General features: G+C 72.9%; 15 protein-coding genes. 9 read left to right on the top strand and 6 right to left on the bottom strand.

Going from position 1 to position 15,867, the window contains the following annotated elements; all coding sequences use genetic code 11:
- Positions 1-147 precede the first annotated feature (147 nt).
- Positions 148-831, top strand: a complete 684-nt coding sequence (locus AB0B58_RS27170) for a DivIVA domain-containing protein (protein WP_360229234.1) — start codon at positions 148-150, stop codon at positions 829-831.
- Here the strand turns inward: AB0B58_RS27170 and AB0B58_RS27165 are convergent.
- Positions 823-2,166: a mannitol dehydrogenase family protein gene (locus tag AB0B58_RS27165; RefSeq protein ID WP_360229233.1), complete on the bottom strand. Its 1,344-nt coding sequence runs from the start codon at positions 2,164-2,166 to the stop codon at positions 823-825. The two genes, AB0B58_RS27170 and AB0B58_RS27165, sit on opposite strands and share 9 nt — an antisense overlap.
- A complete protein-coding gene (gene uxaC, locus AB0B58_RS27160) occupies positions 2,163-3,572 on the bottom strand; it encodes a glucuronate isomerase (RefSeq protein ID WP_360229232.1) in 1,410 nt (469 codons plus the stop codon). Before uxaC ends, AB0B58_RS27165 begins: the two co-directional genes overlap by 4 nt.
- A gap of 147 nt (positions 3,573-3,719) precedes the next feature.
- On the opposite strand from uxaC, the gene AB0B58_RS27155 reads away from it, so the two are divergent.
- From AB0B58_RS27155 to AB0B58_RS27130, 6 genes are all read left to right on the top strand, one after another.
- Positions 3,720-5,048 carry an extracellular solute-binding protein gene (locus AB0B58_RS27155; RefSeq protein ID WP_360229230.1) on the top strand — a complete coding sequence of 443 codons (1,329 nt, stop codon included), beginning with the start codon at positions 3,720-3,722 and terminating at the stop codon, positions 5,046-5,048.
- A gap of 6 nt (positions 5,049-5,054) precedes the next feature.
- Positions 5,055-5,981 carry a sugar ABC transporter permease gene (locus AB0B58_RS27150; RefSeq protein WP_360229228.1) on the top strand — a complete coding sequence of 309 codons (927 nt, stop codon included), beginning with the start codon at positions 5,055-5,057 and terminating at the stop codon, positions 5,979-5,981.
- Entirely contained in the window at positions 5,978-6,874 is an 897-nt protein-coding gene (locus AB0B58_RS27145; protein WP_360229226.1) for a carbohydrate ABC transporter permease, read from the top strand. The genes AB0B58_RS27150 and AB0B58_RS27145 overlap by 4 nt, the downstream gene beginning before the upstream one ends.
- A gap of 58 nt (positions 6,875-6,932) precedes the next feature.
- Positions 6,933-7,760: a sugar phosphate isomerase/epimerase family protein gene (locus tag AB0B58_RS27140; RefSeq protein ID WP_360229224.1), complete on the top strand. Its 828-nt coding sequence runs from the start codon at positions 6,933-6,935 to the stop codon at positions 7,758-7,760.
- Between the two features lie 101 nt (positions 7,761-7,861).
- Positions 7,862-8,884, top strand: coding sequence for a Gfo/Idh/MocA family oxidoreductase (locus tag AB0B58_RS27135; RefSeq protein WP_360229222.1), 1,023 nt, complete (start codon positions 7,862-7,864; stop codon positions 8,882-8,884).
- Complete coding sequence (locus tag AB0B58_RS27130) at positions 8,881-9,747, top strand: sugar phosphate isomerase/epimerase (RefSeq protein WP_360229220.1); 867 nt, start codon at positions 8,881-8,883, stop codon at positions 9,745-9,747. The genes AB0B58_RS27135 and AB0B58_RS27130 overlap by 4 nt, the downstream gene beginning before the upstream one ends.
- Here the strand turns inward: AB0B58_RS27130 and AB0B58_RS27125 are convergent.
- The 4 genes from AB0B58_RS27125 to AB0B58_RS27110 form a co-directional block, all read right to left on the bottom strand.
- The gene (locus AB0B58_RS27125; protein WP_360229218.1) at positions 9,744-10,754 is read right to left on the bottom strand and encodes a LacI family DNA-binding transcriptional regulator; all 1,011 of its coding nucleotides are present in this window, start codon (positions 10,752-10,754) and stop codon (positions 9,744-9,746) included. The genes AB0B58_RS27130 and AB0B58_RS27125 overlap by 4 nt on opposite strands.
- 86 nt (positions 10,755-10,840) lie before the next feature.
- A complete protein-coding gene (locus AB0B58_RS27120) occupies positions 10,841-12,010 on the bottom strand; it encodes a hypothetical protein (RefSeq protein ID WP_360229216.1) in 1,170 nt (389 codons plus the stop codon).
- Between the two features lie 195 nt (positions 12,011-12,205).
- Entirely contained in the window at positions 12,206-12,838 is a 633-nt protein-coding gene (locus AB0B58_RS27115) for a response regulator transcription factor (RefSeq protein ID WP_360229213.1), read from the bottom strand.
- Positions 12,831-13,955, bottom strand: coding sequence for a GAF domain-containing sensor histidine kinase (locus AB0B58_RS27110; RefSeq protein WP_360229210.1), 1,125 nt, complete (start codon positions 13,953-13,955; stop codon positions 12,831-12,833). The genes AB0B58_RS27115 and AB0B58_RS27110 overlap by 8 nt, the downstream gene beginning before the upstream one ends.
- A gap of 141 nt (positions 13,956-14,096) precedes the next feature.
- Between AB0B58_RS27110 and AB0B58_RS27105 the strand changes: the two genes are divergently transcribed.
- Both AB0B58_RS27105 and AB0B58_RS27100 read left to right on the top strand, forming a co-directional pair.
- The gene (locus AB0B58_RS27105) at positions 14,097-14,792 is read left to right on the top strand and encodes an SDR family oxidoreductase (protein WP_360229208.1); all 696 of its coding nucleotides are present in this window, start codon (positions 14,097-14,099) and stop codon (positions 14,790-14,792) included.
- Complete coding sequence (locus AB0B58_RS27100; protein ID WP_360229205.1) at positions 14,789-15,805, top strand: S-adenosylmethionine:tRNA ribosyltransferase-isomerase; 1,017 nt, start codon at positions 14,789-14,791, stop codon at positions 15,803-15,805. Before AB0B58_RS27105 ends, AB0B58_RS27100 begins: the two co-directional genes overlap by 4 nt.
- Positions 15,806-15,867: the final 62 nt, after the last annotated feature.

Below are 15,867 nucleotides of genomic sequence, written 5' to 3'. Positions count from 1 at the left end.
CCGCCCGGGCTCCGGCACGGCGACCCGCCGGACCGGCAGAAGTGACATCGGTAACGACTCGCCTGCGACGCACCAGCGCCCGCCGCCCGAGGATGTTGCGTAGGATTCCGGCCGCATGCCCGCACGCCCGCTGATCCGAGGAGCACGATGCCGTTAACGCCGGCCGACATCCACAACATGGCCTTCAAGAAGCCGCCGATAGGCAAGCGCGGATACGACGAGGAGGAGGTCGACGCGTTCCTGGACGAGCTCGAGCAGGAGTTGACCCGCCTTCTGGAGGAGAACAACGCCCTGCACGGCCAGGTGCAGCGCGGCGGCTCCACCGGCGCCGGCCCGGCCGCGTCGGCGGCGCTCAACGCCGAGTTCTCCGACCTCAGCGCGCAACTCGAGCGCATGCAGGAGGCCCGCGCCCGGGCCGAGCAGAACGCGCGCAGCGTGCAGGCCCGGCTCGAGCAGGCCCGCAACTCCGTCCCGTCCGGCCCGTCGCTGTCCCCCGAGGGCGAGGACCGCAACGCCCGGGTCCTGATGATGGCGCAGCGCACCGCCGACGACCACATGCGCGACGCCCGTCAGGAGTCGGAGGCGCTGCTCGCCGACGCACAGGACAAGTCGCTGCAGATCACCAGCGACGCGCAGCTCAAGGCCGGCACCATCGAGGGTGACGCCCGTCGCAACCACACCGAGGCGATGAACAGCCTGGGCGCCAAGCGGGCGGCGCTGCTGGACGAGATCGAGCGCCTCGGCCAGCTCGCGGAGAGCTACCAGGCGGCCCTGAACAACCACCTGGCCCAGCAGCTTCAGGACCTCGACAGCGTGTCACCGTCATCCTGAGGTCGAGCGGTCGTCGGTGCGCGACGCATCGTCGATCGCACTGATCAGATCCGTGTCGCCGGCCAGGTCCGGCGCGAGCAGGGCGAGCACGTCGCGCGCCGATCCCGCTCGCGCCCGGTACGGGCCGGCGCCGGCGTCGTTCACCGGTGCGCCGATGCCGCGTAGGTGGCCGATCCAGGCCGCCAGGATCCGTACCGCCCCGGCGGGCAGCCGGCCGGCGCTCCGCTCCCCGCGCAGCACCGGCAGGACGCGGACGGGCACCTTCTGCGAGCCGTCCGCGGCGATCTGCGCCAGCGTGTGCCGGATCCGCGGGTTCGTGAAACGCCCCAGCAGCGCCGCCCGGTAGGCCGCCACGCCGGCGGTGGGCAGCGGCACGTACCGCGCCGCCTCGTCCCACCACCGGTCCAGCCAGTCGCGGCACACCGGGTCGGCGACGGCCTCCGCGACGGTGCGGTGGCCGCGCGCGCTCCCCGCGTACGCCAGCAGGCTGTGCCCGCCGTTGAGCAGCAGCAGCTTGCGCGTCTCGTACGGGTGCACGTCGTCGACGAACCGCGCCCCCGCGGCCTCCCACGCGGGCCGGCCGGCCGGGAACGCGCCGCTGAGCACCCACTCGGTGAACGGCTCGGTGACCACCGGCACCGCGTCCCGCCAGCCCGTCCGCTCGGCGACCAGGCGGACGTCCGCCGCGGTGGTGCCGGGGGTGATGCGGTCCACCATGGTGCTCACGAAGCTGACCTGCCCGCGGATCCACCCGGCCAGCGCCGGGTCGACGGCCTCGGCGAGGTCGGTGACGACGCGGGCGGCGACCGAGCCGTTGCCGGGCAGGTTGTCGCACGGGACCACGGCCAGCGGCCCGGCACCGGACGCCCGCCGGGCGGCCAGGCCCGCCACGAGCCGGCCCGGCACGGTGCGCGCCGCGGCGCCGGCGCGGACCGCGGCGAGGTCCGCGCGCACATCCGGGTCGTCGAGGTCCAGGCCGCCGTCGCGGTCCCGCCGGTACGCCGCCTCCGTGACGGTCAGCGTCACCACGGCGACCCCCGGGCGGGCCAGGCGCTCGCACCAGGCCGCCACGTCGGTGCCGGGCAGCGCCTCCGACACCGCCCGCTGTACGGACGTCTCGTCGCGTTCCCGGCCGCGGACGACAAGCGTGTACAGCCCGTCCTGGCGGCTCAGCCGGTCGGCGAGCGCGCGGGACCGTCCGGTGAACGCGGCGATCCCCCACCACGCGGCGTCCGGCGCCGCACCGGTGTACCAGGCCTGGTGTGCGCGGAAGAAGCCGCCCAGTCCGAGGTGGACCATGCGCACCGGCGGCCGGACGCCGCGCCGCGGCGTCACAGCTTGAACACCCGGCGCGGCTGATCCGCGACCAGGCCGGTGACGGTCTCCAGGGCCTCGTCCTCGTCGAGCCGGTGCGCGGCGACCAGCCCGGCGAGGAACCCGGCGTCGAGGCGGCGGGCCATGTCGTGCCGGGCCGGTATCGAGCAGAAGGCGCGGGTGTCGTCGATGAACCCGGACATGCGGGCGAACCCGGCGATCTCGGTGACGGACTCCTGGTAGCGACGGATCAGCGCCGGGCTGTCGAGGAACCACCAGGGTGCGCCGGCGTACACCGACGGGTAGAAGCCGGCCAGCGGGGCGATCTCGCGGGCGAACGCGCCGGGGTCCACGGTGAACAGCACCAGGTGCAGGTTCGGGTGGGTGCCGAAGCGGGCGAGCAGCGGGCGCAGCGCGTCGGTGTACTCCGTGGCGACGGGTATGTCGGCGCCCGCGTCCGCGCCGTACCGGGCGAAGGTGTCCGGATGATGGTTGCGGCGCACCCCCGGGTGCAGCGTCATGACCAGCCCGTCGTCGCAGGACATCCGCGCCATCTCCATGATCATGTGACGCCGGAACGCGGTGGCCTCGGCCTCGGAGGCCTCCCCTGCCAGCGCCCACCGGTAGATCCGTTCCGCCTCCGCCCGCTCGAGCGGCGCCGCGACCGCATCGGCATGGCCGTGATCCGCCGACACCGCGCCGCGCCGGGCGAAGAACCGGCGGCGCCGCTCCAGCGCCGCCACGTATCCGCCGTAGTCGCCGACCTCGGTCCCGGCCGCGGCGCCCAGCCGCCCGACCGCATCGGCCCAGCCCGGCCGGGCCGGCTCGAGATAGCGGTCCGGCCGGAACGTCGGTATGACCCGCGCCCCGATCCCCGGATCGCGGGCGAGCCGGGCGTGCGCCTCGAGATCGTCGGCGGGATCGTCGGTGGTCGCCAGGACCTCGATGCCGAAGCGCCGCAGCAGCGCGCGCGGCCGGTGCCCGGCGCCGGCGAGCTGCTCCGCGATCCGGTCGTAGAGCGCGTCGGCGTTGTCCGCGGCCGGCCGGTCCCGCACGCCGAACATCTCGGCCAGCTCATGGTCCAGCCAGTACCGCACCGGGGTGCCGCGCAGCAGGTGCCAGTTGCGGCACAGCAGCCGCCAGGCCTCGCGGGCCCGCTCCTCGGGCAGCGGCCCCGCGCCGGCGCCGAGCCGGTCGAGCCGCACGCCGCCCGCGTGCAGCAGCCGCGTCACGTAGTGGTCCGGCTGGACGAACAGGCTCACCGGGTCCGCGAACGGCGCGTCGTCCAGCAGGATCCGCGGGTCGACGTGGCCGTGCGGCGAGACGATCGGCAGCTCCCGGACCGCGGCGTACAGGCGGCGGGCGACGTCTCGCACCCCGGGCTCGGCGGGCAGCAGCCGGTCGGGGTGCACGGTCAGGGTGGCCATGGCCGAAGCCTCGTGGCGTCACCCCGACCCGGCAAGCGGTTGCCACCTGTTGCCCGCGCCGCGCAGCAACAACTGGCAATTTCTTTACGTGCGTCGATGCCCGGGCGTAGCCATCTCGTAACTCTTCAATGCCGAGGGAGAACGACGATGGGTCTGAGAAGAACGCGTGCGGTGGTGGCGCTGGCCGGTGCGGCCGCGCTCACGGCCGCCCTCGCCGCCTGCGGCGGCGACGAGGCGGGCGGCGACGGTAAGACGCTCAACGTGCTGATCGGCGCCAACACGCAGTACCCGCAGGATTTCCAGGCCTGGAAGAAGTCGATCAGCGACCGGTTCAAGGCGCAGACCGGCTCGACCGTGCGGTTCGAGACCTTCGCCAGCGCGAACGAGGAGCTGACGAAGATCCAGACATCGGTGGTGTCGGGTACCGGTCCGGACGTGTACGCGGTCGGCACGACCCTGACCCCCACCGCGTACTCGACCGGCGCGTTCGTGAAGCTGGGCGACGAGGAGTGGGCGAAGATCGGCGGCAAGGACAAGTTCGTGCCGGCCACGCTGGGCATCTCCGGACCGGACGACCGGAACCAGATCGGCGTCCCGTGGGTCAGCCGGCCGTTCGTCATGGCGTACAACACCGAACTGCTGAAGGCCGCCGGCATCGCCGCGCCGGCGACCACCTGGGACGAGCTGGCCCGGCAGGCCAAGCGGCTCACCAAGGGCGACCAGTACGGCCTGGCGGTGGCCTACAAGGACAACTTCGACCCGTGGAAGTTCGTCTGGGGCATGTCGATGCAGGCCGGCAACCCGCTGGTGGACGGGAAGACCGCGCGGCTGCAGGACCCGGCCGTCAAGAAGGCGTACCAGACGTACTTCGGCTGGCTGACCACCGACAAGGTGGTCGATCCGGCCGCCGTCGGGTGGTCGAACTCGCAGGCCATCGCGGCGTTCGCCAAGGGCAGGACCGGATACGTCGCGCTGACCTCGGCCACGGGCGCCAAGGCGCTGGACGAGGGCGCGGTCCAGGGCAAGTGGTCCTTCGCGCTGCTGCCGACGGTGCCGCCCGGCGCCACCGCCCGGCCGGCGAACGGGGTGGAGGCCGCAAGCATCCTGTCCGGCGACAACCTGCTGGTCGCCGACTACTCCAAGAACAAGGATCTGGCGTTCCAGCTGGTCAAGCTGATCACCGACCAGGACGCCCAGCTCGACTACTACCGCAAGCTCGGCAATCTGCCCGCCAACGCCGCCGCGCTGCGGACGCTCGGGTCCCAGGAGAAGCTGGGTCCCGTGGCCGAGGCGGCACAGAAGTCGGTGGCCACCCCGTTCACCGGAGCCTGGGCCGACATCCAGCTGGCCCTGACCAACGTGGTGGTGCAGTCGATACCCGACCTGTCCGGCGGATCGCTCAGCGACGCGCAGCTCGACAGCCGGCTGGCCGCGGCGCAGAAGGCCGCCCAGTCGGCGCTGGACCGGGCGAAGTAGCCGGTCATGACCGGCGACCGCGCCGCGACCCGGGAGAGACGCCGCCGCGGCGTGACCGAACGGCAGCGCCCGCTCTGGCTGCTCACCCCGGGCGGGTTGCTCATGACGGTGATCATCGTCATCCCGCTGCTGCTGGCCGTCTACATCTCCCTGATCGACCTCGACCAGTACACGCTGCGCCGGTGGCTGGAGGCGCCGTTCATCGGGTTGCAGAACTACGTCGAGGCGTTCGGGTCCGGCCTGCCGCGCTCGATGTGGATCAGTGTCTCCTTCGCCGTCGTCTCCACGGTCGCGACCGTCCCGTTCGGCGTGGCCGCCGCGGTCGCCACCCAGAACAGATTCCGGGGCCGGGGCCTGGTCCGGGCGGTGTTCCTGATCCCCTACGTGCTCCCGTCCTTCGTCGTCGCCACCGTGTGGCGGACCATGCTGCAGCCCGACGGCATCGTCAACACCCTGCTCGCCGAGGTCGGTGTCACGGGCGGGCTGTGGCTGTCCGGGCCGGCGTCCTACTGGACGCTGATCCTGGTGGAGATCTGGGCGGCGTGGCCGTTCATCTACCTGATGGCGCTGGCCGGCCTGCAGGGTGTCGACGGCGAGGTACACGAGGCGTCCGCCATCGACGGTGCCGACTGGTGGCCCAAGCTGCTGCACGTGATCCTGCCGTACCTGCGGGGCCCGGTCCTGCTCGCGTGCCTGCTGGCCACCCTCAGCCACATCAACAACTTCACGCTGCCGTTCGTCCTGTTCGGTGCGCCCGCTCCGGACAGCGTCAACGTCATGCCGATGATCGTCTACGTCACCAGCTTCCAGAGCCTGCGGTTCGGGCTCAGCGCGGCCATGGCGATCGTGTCGCTGCTGCTCATCGCCATCCCCCTGTTCGCCTACCTGCGTGCGCTGCGGCTGGACGTGCACGAGGACGGAGGCCGGAGATGACCGCGACCACGCGCAGGCGCAGAAGCAAGCGCACGGCCGTCGGCGAGGCGCACCGGCTGCTGCCGGGGCCGCTGCTCATGGCCGTCACCGTCGTGCTGTGCGCGATGGTCCTGGTCCCGACCTCCTACATCCTGCTCGCGTCTCTGAACACCGACATCGGCGTGGCCGAGGGCGAGTTCTGGCCCAGCACGTTCTCCCTGGAGAGCTACCGGCGGATCTGGACCACCGCGAACCTCGCCACCGGCCTCGTCAACAGCCTCATCGTCTGCGCGTTCACCGCGGCCGCGTCGGCGCTGCTCGGCACCGTCACCGCGTACGTGCTGGTGCGCTACACGTTCACCGGGCGGCTGACCATCCTGCGCGGCCTGGTCGGGCTGCAGAGCATCCCGGGCACGCTGATGCTGCTGCCGGTATTCGTGCTGTTCTCCTCCGCGGGCAACTATCTCGGCATCGCGATGGTCGGCAGCCGCTGGGGCCTGTTCATCGCGTACCTGACCTTCGCGTTGCCGTTCTCGACCTGGGTGATGGTCACCTACCTGCGCGGGCTGCCGCGGGAACTGGAGGAGGCGGCCCGCGCGGACGGCGCGTCCACCCTCGTCATCCTGTTCCGGATCATCTTCCCGCTGAGCCTGCCGGCGGTCGTGGTGTCGGGCATCTTCGCGTTCCTGCTGGGCTGGAACGACGTGCTGTTCGCGTCCGTGCTCACCCGGCCGCAGACGCAGACCGCCGCGGTCGCGCTGTCCACGTTCGGCGCGACCCAGGAGGGCGGCGCGCTGCCGGTGTACTCCCAGGTCATGGCGGCCGCGCTGGTCACCGCGGCGCCGGTCGTGGTGCTGTACCTGATCTTCCAGCGTTACCTGGTCGGCGGCCTGACGGCCGGCGGCGTCAAGTAGGGCCGGGCCGCCACGCCCGGCGCACCGGAACGGCCGACGCACGAAAGGACGCCCGCCGATGTGGACCCTCTCCGGATTCATCGACGAGATATCGCCGGACTTCACCGAGCAGTGCCGGACGGCGGCGGAGCTCGGCCTGAGGTACGCCGAGCTGCGCAGCGCCTGGGGTGTCAACATCCTCGACCTCGATCCCGGCCGGCTGGGCGACATGCGGCGGACGCTGGCGGCGCACGACCTCGAGGTCTCAAGCATCGGCTCGCCGATCGGCAAGATCTTCATCGACGAGGACTTCGCGCCGCACCTCGACCGCATGCGGCACGCCGCGGACGTCGCGCACCTCTTCGCGGCGCCGTACGTCCGGATCTTCTCCTTCTTCCTGCGCCCGGGCGCCGACCCGGCCGGGCACCGGGAGGAGGTGATCGACCGGATGCGGGCGCTGGCCCGGGTGGCGGAGGAGGCGGATCTCGTCCTGCTGCACGAGAACGAGAAGCAGATCTACGGCGACGTGCCCGGCCGGTGCCTCGACGTCGTCCGGTCCGTCGACTCGCCGCATCTGCGGCTCGCCTGGGACCCGGCCAACTTCGTCCAGGTGGGTGTCCGGCCGTACACGGACGGGTACGCCGTCCTGCGCCCGCACGTGGCGTACGTGCAGATCAAGGACGCGCGGGCCGCGGACGGCGGCGTCGTGCCCGCGGGTGCGGGCGACGGCGAGGTCGCGCGCACCATCCGGGCGCTGCACCACGACGGGTTCGACGGGTTCTTCTCGCTCGAACCGCACCTGAGCGCCGGGACGGCCACCGGCGGATTCTCCGGCCCCGAACTGTTCCGCACCGCGTGGCGGTCCTTCACCGACATGCTCAAGACCGAGGGGATCGAGTACGCATGAGCGAGCTTGCGAGCGAATCATCAACTCAGTCCAAAACTCATGACATCGCCGGAGCGCCAAGCGGAGGCGGTGGCAAGAGCGGAGTTTGGAAGGCTGTTGTCGTGGGTGCGGGGGTTATCGGGGCGCACCATGGCCGGGTCATCGGCGGGTTGCCGGGGCGGATCGCGCTGGTCGCGGTGGCCGACGTCGAGATGGGGCGCGCCGAGCGGCTCGCCGCCGGGCACGGCGCCCGGGCGTTCCCGTCGCTGACCGAGGCGCTGTGTGGTGTGGACATCGACGTGGTCGTGGTGTGCAGCCCCACCGGGCGCCACGGCGAGATGGCGATCGAGGCCCTCGACGCCGGCAAGCACGTCGTCGTCGAGAAGCCCGCCGAGACGACGGTGGCCCGCATCGACGAGATCATCGAGGCGCGGGAGAAGGCCGGCACGCTGGTGACCGTCGTCTCCCAGCACCGCTTCGACCCGGCGACCGAGGCCACGCTCGCGGCCATCGACCGAGGCGAGCTCGGGCGGATCACCTCCGGCATCGCCTCGATCGACTGGTGGCGCGGGCAGAGCTACTACGACTCCGGGTCCTGGCGCGGCACCTGGGACCTCGACGGCGGCGGCGCGCTGATGAACCAGGGCGTACACACCGTCGACCTGCTGGTCGCGGCGCTCGGCCGGCCGGTGGAGGTGTTCGCGTACACCGGCACGCTGGCGCACGAGCGGATCGAGGTGGAGGACGTGGCGGTGGGCGTGGTGCGGTTCGACAGCGGCGCGCTCGGCGTGCTGCACGCCACGACCGCGGCGTACCCGGGGCTCAGCGCGCGCGTACAGGTGCACGGGGACCGCGGCTCCGCGGTCATCGACAACGACCGGCTGGCCTTCCTGCACGCCACCGCCCCGGGGTCCGATCCGGAGGAGCTGCCGACGGGCACCACGTACACCCGGGCCGTGCCGACCGCGGGCAGCGACCCGGGGCTGCTGTCGGACGCGCACCGGCTGCAGTACCTGAACTTCCTCGGCGCCCTCGACGGCACCGAACGGCTGCGGGTCGATCTGGAGACCAACCGGCGATCGGTCGCCGTCATCACCGGTGCGTACGAGTCCGCCCGCACCGGGCGGCCGGTGACGCTGCGATGAACCGCATCGCCGCCAACCCGATCCCCTACTGGAGCCGGGCCGGCAAGACCCGGGAGGTGTTCGAGGAGGCGTTCCGCGACCTGCGGGACGTCGGCTTCACCGCCGTGAAGGCCGACGTTCCGGACGACATGAGCCCCGCCGCGTACGCCGAATGGATCGCCGGATACGGCCTCGCGCCGTCGATCGGCCTCTTCAGCTCGCCGTTCGACGAGACCGTCGAGCTGGCCCGGGAGGTGGAGCGGGCCCGGCGTTTCGCCGCAACGCAGGTGGCGCTGGGCCTCGACCGTACGATGATCTCCTCGATGGCCCTGCCGGCCCGGATGGCCGAGCCGGCGGTCGGCGCCGGTTTCGACGCGGACCGGCTGGCCCGCGCGATCGACGGCTGCGGAACGGTGTGCCGGGCGCTGCGGGCCGAGGGGCTGCGGCCGCTGCACCACTCACACGTCGGCGGCGTCTTCGAGACCGAGAGCGAGATCGTCCGGCTGCTCGACGACCTGGGCCCCGGCGTCATCGGGTTCGGGCCGGACACCGGGCACCTGCGGTGGGCCGGCATCGACCCGGCGCCGTTCATCCGCCGCTACGCCGACCGGATCGGCGGCATCCATCTCAAGGACTGCTTCGCCGACTTCCTGCCACCGGCGAGCCGTACCGGCATGAGCTACCACGAGGTGCAGGGCACCGGGCGGCTGTGGGCGGAGCCGGGCCTCGGCGTGGTCGACCTCGACGCGGTGCTGGCGGCCGTTCCGGCCGGCTACGACGGCGACTTCATGATCGAGGTGGACGAGCCGAGCGTCGGGTCGAAGCGTGAGTCGCACCGCATCTCGCTGGAGTGGGCCCGGGCCGCCCTGGAACCGACTCCCTAGGGTGAGCTCCGCTGCCGGCGGCACACGGCGGTCGACTGCCGCAGCACCAGGCGGACCGGCAGCACCAGCGGCGCGCCGCTGGTGCGGGCGCCCTGCGCCATCGCGATGCAGTTCCGCACCCCGGTGAAGCCCATCCGGTACAGCGGCGACGCGATGGTGGTCAACGCCGGCTCGACCAGCTCGTCGAAGATGATGTTGTCGAATCCCACGACGCTGACGTGCTCCGGAACGGCGAAGCCCAGCTTGCGCAGGCCCTTCATCACACCGATGGCGAGGGGATCGTTGTAGGCCAGCACCGCCGTCGCGCCGGCCCGGGCCACCCGGCGCGCCGCGCTCAGGCCGGCCAGGACGGTGGGCTCGTTCGGGCCGATGCGCCGCGCCTCCAGCTCGAGCTCGGCCGCCGCCTCGCGCAGGGCCCGCCAGCGGATCCCGTCCGACCAGCTGGTCTCCGGTCCCGCCACGTAGAAGATCCGTTCGTGGCCGAGGGCGCCGAGGTGTTCCGCGGCCCGCCGGATTCCGCGCTGGTTGTCGTTCACCACGCAGCTCGCCTCGGGAATGATCCGGTTGAGCAGCACCAGGGGCTTCTGCTTGACCATCATCCGCAGCGCCGAGTCGGTCATCCGGGAACTGGCGATGACGATGCCGTCGACCTGCTCGAGCTCGCGCTCGATGGTCTGCCGCTCGACCTCCGGTGACTCGTTGGTGTGCGACAGGATGAGCTGATAGCCCGCCTCGCGCGCGGCCTCGTAGCCGCCCTTGATGATGTCGCCGTAGAACGGGTTGGTGACGTCGGCGATGACCAGGGCGATGGATTCCCGCACGGTCCGGTCGCCGCGGCGCCGGCCCTCGGACCGGCCGGAGCGGTAGCCGAGCAACTCCGCCGCCCGGAAGATCCGCTGTGCCGTGTCGGCGTTGACCCGTCCCGGTCGGGCGTAGGCCCGCGACACGGTGGAGGCCGCCACCCCCGCCTCGCGGGCGACGTCGTAGATCGTCGCACGCCGATCCATCTCACGCATGTTACGTGCTGTTTGCGAAAGTTGGGCGTTCGCGTGGTGGCGGCCGGCGCACCGGGCCGCCGCCACGACCGCTCAGGTCAGCACCAGGTCAGCGTCGAGTTGGTCCGGGTGACGTTGCTGATGGTGTTGTTCGTGCCGGTGCACGGGCTCCACCGAATGTTGGTGTTGGTGACCCGCAGGTTCTGGAACCGGATGTCCGACGACGGCGCGAACTCGGTGCGCGAGGAGATGCGCACCTCGCCGCCGCCGCTGATGGTTCCGGAGCCGCCGGCGATGACGACGTTGTGGCAGTTCTCCACCAGCACCGAGTTGTTGCCGGTGTTGGCGATGTCCACGTTGTCGATGGTCGCCCCGCCGCTCTCCGAGACGCAGAAGACGCCGCGGCCGCCGCCGCGCGCCTTGACGGTGCCCACCCGGATGTTCGTCGGATAGCCACTGCCGACGCGGCCGTTGCGGTTGGCCATGCGGAACGCCGCGTAGCCGGTGCCGGTGCCCGCGTTCTCCGCGTCGACCGTGCCGACGGTCGCGTTGATCGTCTGGTTGAGCAGCAGGCCGGACTCGCCGACGTTGCGGGCCGTGACGGTGCCGATGGCGATGCCGTCGACGCCGTAGGTCTCCACGGCGTGCGAACGGGCCCCGGACACGTAGGCGTTGTCGAGGCGGATGTTCCTCGACATCACGCTCGTGTCGCCGTAGTTGTCGATGCGGACGCCGAGGCCGCCGGAGAGCCGCATGTCGATCTGGCCGAGGATCACGTTGGACACGCTGCGCAGGAAGATGCCGTAGAGCGGCGCCCCGGTGACGTTGAGGTGGGCGACCTCGACGTCGCGGGTGCCGCGGGAGTAGACGGGCGCCTGGTCTCCCGAGCCCGAGCCGGTGACGTTGATGGTGCCGCAGACGTCCAGCAGCGTGTAGCTGGGCAGCGAGATCCGGGAGTTGGCGCTGATCGAGCCGGAGCCGCGGACCAGCACGTTCTGCTTCGAGGTGCGGGCCGGGAGGCTGCTGATGGCGGCCTGGACGGCCGCGCGCATGTCGGTGCCGGTGTATACCGTCGTGCCGCCGCGGCGGGCGGTCCAGGTGCTGCCGCTGAGCGTCGCGTCGGCCTGGTAGGACAGCGCGCCGCAGGCGGCGGCGGAGGCCTGCGTGCCGCCGGCGGCGACGCCCGCGGCGGCCACCGCCATCGTGGCGGCGGCCAGCAGCGCGGTACGCCCGCGCCGGCGCGGATCTCTGTGCACGGTGGAGTTCATCGGTGCTCCGTATGGGTCGTGGACGGACGTGAAGGTGGCGTCCTTCGCGTGCGTTGCCGCCGGGCTGCCGGTTGGCGTGTCCACGCTCGGCACGGGCGCAACGTAACGATGCCCGTCTATGTAATTCACGATGTTAACGGTCACTATCCGCGTGTCAACAGTTTCCGGCTTGTCACGCCGATCGGGCATCCCGGGTCAGGCGTCGACGATTCCGGCGCGTACGGCATGCAGCGCGGCCTGCGTGCGGTCCTGCACGCCGAGCTTGGCGAGGATCGCGCTGACGTGGGTCTTGACGGTCTTCTCCGACAGCCCGAGCTCCCGGGCGATCTCCCGGTTCGCGCGGCCCCGCGCGATGGCGGCCAGCACCTCGTGCTCCCGCCCGGTCAGGTGCGCGCCGGCCCGCCGGGTCTCGCCCTCGGCGAGCAGCCGCGCGACGTCGGGGTGCAACAGGACGTGGCCCGCGTGCACGGCCCGGATCGCCGCCGCGAGCGCGGGCGGGTCGATGTCCTTGTACACGCAGCCGGCGGCGCCCGCCCGCAGCGCCGGCAGCACGGCGGCCGGCTCGGTGAAGCTGGTGATGATCAGGACCCGCGCGGCGCTGCCCGACGAGCGCAGGCCGTGCAGCGCCACCACGCCGTCGGCGCCGGGCATCCGCAGGTCGAGAAGGACCACGTCGGGGCGCACCCGCTCCGCCTCGGCCACCGCGCCGGCGCCGTCGGCCGCCTCGCCGACCACGGACAGGCCGTCCTGCAGGTCGAGGAACGTGCGCAGGCCCTGCCGGACGACCGGATGGTCGTCGACCACCAGCACCCGGATCGGCTCAGCCATCGGCGGGCACCACCAGGCGCACCGTCGTGCCCGCGCCCGGCCGGGAGAGCACCTCGAGCCGGCCACCGGCGGCGCGGGCCCGTTCCCGCATCGACGCCAGGCCGAACTGGCGGGTCGGCGTCAGCGGGTCGAATCCCCGGCCGTCGTCGGTCACCTCCAGCACGACCGATCCGTCACCCGTGCGCACGGACACCGTGACCCGGCCCGGCCCGGCGTGGCGCAGCGCGTTGTGCATGGCCTCCTGCGCGATCCGGTACGCCGCCTCCTCACGTACGGCCGGCAGGCGCGGCACCGGGCCGCCGGCGAACCGCACCGCGGGCGGGTGCACCCGGTCGAGCAGGTCCGTCTGCTTGCGCAGCGCCGTGTCCAGCCCGTCCCCGGCCAGGTCCACCGGGCGCAGGCCGACCACGATCGCCCGCAGCTCCTCGGTGGCCTCCGCGGCCAGGCGGCGCACCGTGTCCAGCTCGGCCGCCGCCCGCGCCGCGTCCCGGGTGACCAGCACCGCCGCGGCGTCGGCGGTCAGGCGGAGGCTGAACAACTTCTGGGTCACCGCGTCGTGCAGCTCGCGGGCGATCCGGTTACGCTCGGCCACGATGGACAGCTCGCGGCTGCATTCGTACAGGCGGGCGTTGACCAGGGCGATCGCGGCGTGCGCCGCGAGCAGCCGCAGCAGTTCCTCGTCGGCCGCCGTGAAACCGCCCGGCGTCCGCTTGTTGGCGAGGAACAGGGTGCCGAGGATCTCGTCGCCGTGCAGGATGGGCATGCCGAGGAAGTCGGTGAGCACCGGATGGGCGGCGGGCCACCAGCCGAAGCGCGGATGGGACCGCACGTCGGCCAGCCGGACCGGGTTGCGGTCGTGCAGCATCGCGCCGAGCAGGCCGTGCTGGCGGGGCAGCGGGCCGATCGCGCGTGACCGCTCGTCGCTGATGCCGTCGGTGATGAACTCGGCGAACGTCTCGTCGGGACCGGGGACGCCCAGCGCCGCGTACCGGGCGCTGAGAAGCCGCCGGGCGGACGCGACGATCGTCTGCAGTACATCGTGCACCGACAGCCGGGCGGTGACGGCCAGCACCGCCTCACTCACCTCGCGCAGCTCGGCGCGGCCGCAGCCGGTCACCCCTGCACCGTACCCACCCGGCGCCGTGCCCCGGATCGGGCGCGGGACCTAGGTCCAAGGGCGGGTACCCGGGCGGACCTCGGCCCGATGGCGACGGGCCCGCGCGGACCTAGCGTCGACGGCGTGGAAGGGAGATCAGCGATGCCTGTCGCGATCATCACCGGCGCGTCCCGCGGGCTCGGGCTCGCGCTCACCGCCGGGCTGGCCGAAGCCGGCTGGCAGCTCGTCGTCGACGCCCGGGGCGCCGGCGAACTGGCCGCCGCGGTGGCGGAGCTCGGCGTGGGCCGGGTCGTCGCCGTACCCGGCGACGTCACCGACGCCGCGCACCGGCACGCCCTGGTCGCCGCGGCCGACCGGCTCGGCGGGCTCGACCTGCTGGTCAACAACGCCGGCATCCTGGGGCCCAGCCCGCAACCGCCGCTGGCGGCCTACCCGCTCGGCGCGCTGCGCGAGGTGTACGAGGTGAACGTGGTCGCGCCGCTCGCCCTGATCCAGCTCGCGCTGCCGCTGCTCCGGGCCCGCCGCGGCGCGGTCGTCAACATCACCTCGGACGCGGCCGTCGAGCCCTACCCGGGCTGGGGCGGGTACGGCTCGGCGAAGGCGGCGATCGAGCAGGCCAGCCGGGTCCTCGCCGCGGAGGAGCCGGCGCTGCGGGTGTGGTGGGTGGATCCCGGCGACCTGCGCACCCGGATGCACCAGGAGGCCTTCCCCGGAGCGGACATCAGCGACCGGCCGCTGCCCGCGACGGTGGTGCCCGCGTTCCGGCGGCTGCTCGGCGACGCGCCGCCGTCGGGGCGCGTCCGGCTCACCGACCTGCTCACCGGGGCGGGCCGGTGACGGCGCTGCTCGACTTCGCGCTGCCGCCCGCCCTCGAGGCGCACGAGCCGCCGGAGGCGCGGGGACGGGCCCGCGACGGGGTACGCCTGCTGGTGGGCGAGCGGGCCGGCGGGACCGTGCGGCATCACCGGTTCGCCGAGCTGCCGGCGCTGCTGCGCGCCGGCGACGTGCTGGTCGTCAACACCTCGGCCACCCTGCCGGCGGCGGTGCCGGTCGCCTGCGGCCCACTGACCGTCCACTTCTCGACCGAGAGCGACGACGGATCGTGGCTGGTCGAGCTGCGCCGGCGAAGCGGCAAGGCCACCGCGCCCTATGCGGACGGTGCCGAGGGGCGGCGGTATCCGCTGCCCGGCGGCGGCGCGGTGACGCTGCGCGAGCGGTACTCGGCCGGCCGGCTGTGGCGCGCCGACGTCGACACCGCCGGCGCGGCGTCCGTTCCCGATCTCCTGTACGCGCACGGCAGGCCGATCCGGTATGGCTACGTGCGGCGTTCCTGGCCGCTCGCCTACTACCAGACCGTGTTCGGCGTGCACCCCGGCAGCGCCGAGATGCCGAGCGCCGGGAGGCCGTTCACGCACGCCATGGTGACCCGGCTCGTCGTCGCGGGCGTCAGCGTCGTACCCGTGCTGCTGCACACCGGGGTGGCCTCGCCGGAGACGCACGAGCGGCCGTACCCGGAGCGTTTCGCGGTGCCGCCGGGCACCGCGCGGGTCGTCGAGCGGGCCAGGGCCGACGGTGGCCGGGTGATCGCGGTCGGCACGACCGCGGTGCGCGCGCTGGAGAGCGCCGGGGCCGGCCAGGCTCACGGCTGGACCGATCTGGTGGTCACCCCGGAGCGGGGCCTGCGGGTGGTCGACGGGCTGCTGACCGGCTTCCACGAGCCGCGGGCCTCGCATCTCGACATGCTCGCGGCGGTTGCGGGGACGCCGTTGCTGGAGCGCTGCTACGCGGCGGCGCTCGACGCGGGATACCTGTGGCACGAGTTCGGCGACGTGAACCTCCTGTTGCCGTGACCGCCGCGCCAAATAACTCTGACGGATCGGGAGCCGGCCGACCGGTGCTCGGAATGCTGGAA

The sequence above is a fragment of the Actinoplanes sp. NPDC049118 genome, from assembly GCF_040648555.1.
Classification (GTDB): domain Bacteria; phylum Actinomycetota; class Actinomycetes; order Mycobacteriales; family Micromonosporaceae; genus Actinoplanes.
This window is presented reverse-complemented; position numbering and strand designations above follow the sequence as displayed.